Source organism: Bradyrhizobium pachyrhizi (genome assembly GCF_001189245.1).
Lineage (GTDB): Bacteria > Pseudomonadota > Alphaproteobacteria > Rhizobiales > Xanthobacteraceae > Bradyrhizobium > Bradyrhizobium pachyrhizi.
The window spans coordinates 187,130-191,137 of record NZ_LFIQ01000024.1; the positions used below are offsets into that span (position 1 = coordinate 187,130).

General features: G+C 60.8%; 3 protein-coding genes and 1 pseudogene. All 4 read right to left on the bottom strand.

What is annotated here, in order from left to right; translation table 11 throughout:
* Positions 1–213 (bottom strand): annotated as a pseudogene (locus AKL29_RS44155) (ABC transporter substrate-binding protein); the annotation flags it as partial.
* Between the two features lie 161 nt (positions 214–374).
* Complete coding sequence (locus AKL29_RS01725) at positions 375–1,601, bottom strand: ABC transporter substrate-binding protein (RefSeq protein WP_050382628.1); 1,227 nt, start codon at positions 1,599–1,601, stop codon at positions 375–377.
* 279 nt (positions 1,602–1,880) lie between these two features.
* Entirely contained in the window at positions 1,881–3,107 is a 1,227-nt protein-coding gene (locus AKL29_RS01730) for an ABC transporter substrate-binding protein (RefSeq protein WP_050382629.1), read from the bottom strand.
* A 118-nt stretch (positions 3,108–3,225) separates the two neighbouring features.
* Positions 3,226–4,008 (bottom strand): ABC transporter substrate-binding protein (locus tag AKL29_RS44160; protein ID WP_244481673.1); only part of this gene is annotated, 783 nt, incomplete at its 5' end.

The window sequence follows — 4,008 nt, forward strand, 5'->3', positions numbered from 1 at the left end:
GGCGTCGTTGATCTTCTTGAAATAGGCGGCCTCGGTGCGGCCGATCACGCCATAGGCGGATGCGGGGCCGCTATAGGGCATGATGTTGCCGATCTTGATCTCGGTGTCGCTGGCGCCGGTGTCGTATTTCTTCTGGGCAAGCGCAGCGCTGCCGGATGTCGCGACGAGCGCGAGCGCGGCCCCGAGGACCGCAAGTTTCTTGGTAGCGGACATCTATGTCTCTCTCCCTGTTTGTCAGACGCATGTGTCTCGGCCCTCTTGCTTGGAGAGCTCTTTATTTGGCTGCAGTGATTATCATTTTAGGCGGTTCGCCTCAATGAGAAGCCCCTGCGGCAAACGCCGCAGGGGCGGTATCTTTGGTCGACCTTTCCGGCCTAACCGCCGACGTCGGCGCTCAAGACTTCGCCGAAGCGCTCCCAGGTCTCGCCCTTGAAGCGGATCAGTTGCAGTTGCGAGAGCGGCGCGAAGTCGGTCGCCGAGGTGTTGACCTTGACGCCGGGCAGCAGGCCGCCGGGCTCGTAATCGCGAATGCTGGCCGCCTGCTTCATGATGTTCTCGCGGGTCAGATTGTCGCCGCAGGCCTTGAGCACGTGGACCAGGCCCTGCGAGACGATATAGGCGTACATCACGGAGGCATCGGCCCGGTTCGCTTCCGGATAGTACTTATCGAGGAATTCGTTCCAGCCGATCATCGCCTTGTCGGTCTTCCACTGCGCGTCGGTCGGATCCTTGAAATATTGCGACGAGATGATGTCCTGGGCGTTCTCGAAGCCCGCGGGCTTGATCACGCTGCCGATCGATCCGGAGACGTTGTTGAGGAAGTGCAGCGGTTTCCAGCTGAGCTCGGCGTTCTTCTTGATCGCCTGCGCCGCGAATTTCGGCGTGGTGATGTTCATGAAGACGTCGGCGCCCGAGGCCTTCAGCCTCACGATGTGGGAATCGATAGTCGGCTCCGAGACCTCGTAGCTGTCCTCGGCGACGATCATCGAGGCGGCCTTGGCCCCGAGTCCGTCCTTGAATCCCTTCAGATAGTCCTTGCCGTAATCGTCGTTCTGGTAGAGCACCGCGATCTTGGCGTTGGGATTGTTCTTCAGGATGTATTTGGCGTAGATCTGGGTCTCGCTCTGGTAGTTGGGCTGCCAGCCCATGGTCCAGGGAAAGTCCTTCGGGTCGTTCCACTTGGTGGCGCCGGTGGCGACGAACAACTGCGGCACCTTCTTCTGGTTCATGTATTTCTGGATCGCCGAGTTCGGCGGCGTGCCGAGCGAATTGAAGATCAGCAGCACTTCGTCGCTCTCGACCAGCTTGCGGGCCTGCTCCACCGTCTTCGGCGGCGAGTAGGCGTCGTCATAGGAGATGAAGTTGATCTTGCGGCCGTTGATGCCGCCCTGGTCGTTGATCATCTTGAAATAGGCGGTCTCGGTGCGGCCGATCACGCCATAGGCGGATGCGGGGCCGCTATAGGGCATGATGTTGCCGATCTTGATCTCGGTGTCGCTGGCGCCGGTGTCGTATTTCTTCTGGGCAAGCGCAGCGCTGCCGGATGCGGCGACGAGCGCAAGCGCAGCAGCAAATGCCGTCAATTGTCGTATTGCAGACATGCCGTTTCTCTCCCTGATTGCAGATGATGTGTCGCGGCCCCCTGTTTCGAGGGCTCATTATTGGTCGTAAAAACTATCATCTTACCTGGGGTGTCTCAATGAAAAGCCCCTGCGGCATTGCGGCAGGGGCTGCGTCTTTAGTCGACCACCCTCAAGGCGGGCCGCTGCTCAAAAATTCGCCAACGCGTTCGCCTGTGCGCGGCGCCAACCGCAGAGATTGCGGTCGAGTAAAGCGGCGCCGTTGAGTTGAGCGCGCGGCCGAACAGACCGACGTGACGATCAGTTGCTCAGATTGCTCGAAATGATGTCCCCGAACAGCTCCCACCTTTCGCCTTTGAACCGCATCAGGCGCAATTGCTTGATCGGTGCGAAATCGGTGGCCGAGGTGTTGATGCTGATGCCCGGCAGCAGCGTGCCGGGGACGAAATCCTTCAGGCTTGCGGCCTGCTTCATGACATTGGCGCGGGTGAGGTCGTCACCGCACATCTCCAGCACCTGCACCATGGTCTGTGCGGCGGCGTAGCCGAACGAGGTGGCGCCGTCGAGCTTGTTGGCGTCGGGATAATTCTTCTTGAGGAAGGCAAGGAATTTCTCCATCCCGGGATCCTTGTCCCACTGCGGATCGGCGCCGTCCTTGAGATAGGATGCCGACAGGATACCCTGCGAATTCTCGAAGCCCGCCGGCTGCATCACGCCGCCGACCGAGGCCGAGACATTGGCGACGATCTGCAACGGCGTCCACGCGATCTCGGCGGCCTTCTTGATCGCCTGTGCCGCGAATTTCGGCGTCGTGATGCTGACGAATGTGTCGGCACCGGTGGCCTTCAGCTTGACGATGTGGCTGTCGATCGTGGGCTCGGATGTCTCGTAGGCCTCGTCGGTGACGATCATCGATGCCTTGTCGCCGAAGGCGTCCTTCAAGCCCTTGAGGTAGTCCTTGCCGAAATCGTCGTTCTGGTAGAGCACGGCGACCTTGGCGTCGGGCTTGTGCTTCATGATGTATTTTGCGTAGACCCGCGCCTCGTCCTGGTAGGACGGCTGCCAGCCCATGGTCCACGGATAATCTTTCGGGTCGTTCCACTTCGAGGCGCCGGAGGCGATGAACAGCTGCGGCACCTGCTTCTCGTTCATGTATTTCCGGATCGCCGCATTGGTCGCGGTCCCGACCGAGCCGAACAGCAGCAGAACTTCGTCGTTCTCGACCAGCTTGCGCGCCTGCTCCACCGTCTTGGGCGGCGAGTAGCCGTCATCGTAGGAGATGAACTTGATCTTGCGGCCGTGGATGCCGCCGGCATCGTTGATCATCCTGAAGTAGGCGGCCTCGGTCTTGCCGATCGTGCCGTAGGCCGAGGCGGGGCCGCTGTAGGGCATGATGTTGCCGATCTTGATCTCGGTGTCGCTGGCCCCGGTGTCGTATTTCTTCTGCGCCAGCGCGACATTGCAGCTCGTCAAGGTCAGAGCGAATGCGGACAACAGCGCCGCCAGGGACGGGCGTACGGCAGTCATGGTTTCCCCACCTCGGACTCTTGGTTTTGGGTATTCAATACCATCGGCGCGGGGCGTCAACAAAAAGCCCCCGCGACGGATATCGCGGAGGCCGTTGTTTTATTCCCGCAGTGCAACGTCACTCGGAGGGGACGTCGCCGGAAATGATGTCGCCGAACAGTTCCCATTTCTGACCCTTGAAGCGCTGCATCTGCAGCTGGGCGATCGGGGCGAAGTCGGTGGCCGAGGTGTTGATCTTGACGCCGGGCAGCAGGGTGTCGGGCGTAAAGTCCTTCAGGCTCGCCGCCTGCTTCATGACGTTGGCGCGGGTGAGATCGTCGCCGCACATTTCGAGCACCTTGGCGAGCGTCTGTGCGGCGCCATAGCCGTACACATAGCCGCCGTCGGTCTTGTCGGCGCCCGGCATGTACTTGTCGAGAAACTCGGCCCACTTCTTCATGCCGGGGTCGTTGTTCCACTGTGTGTCGGCGCCGTCCTTGGCGTAGGCGGCCGACAACACGCCCTGCGCGTTGTCGAAGCCGGCCGGCTGCATCACGCTGCCGACCGAGGCCGACACGTTGGTGATGATCTGCAGCGGCTTCCAGCCGAGCTCGGCGGTCTTCTTGATGGTCTGCGCGCCGAACTTCGGCGTGGTGTAGATCAGCAGCACGTCGGGATTGGCGGCCTTGATCTTGACGATGTGGCCGTCGATCGACGGCTCCGAAATCTCATAGCTCTCCTCCATGATGATGCTGGAGGCCGCCTTGGCGCCAAAGCCGTCCTTGGTGCCCTTGAGGTAGTCTTTGCCGAAATCGTCGTTCTGATAGAGGATCGCGATCTTGGCGTCGGGCTTCTCCTTCATCAGCCACTTGGCGTAGATCTGCGCTTCGCTCTGGTAGCTCGGCTGCCAGCCCATGGTCCA

Coding starts and splice junctions, on each gene's coding strand:
- AKL29_RS01725 (WP_050382628.1), bottom strand. CDS start 1,601: ATGTCTGCAATACGACAATTGACGGCATTTGCTGCTGCGCTTGCGCTC.
- AKL29_RS01730 (WP_050382629.1), bottom strand. CDS start 3,107: ATGACTGCCGTACGCCCGTCCCTGGCGGCGCTGTTGTCCGCATTCGCT.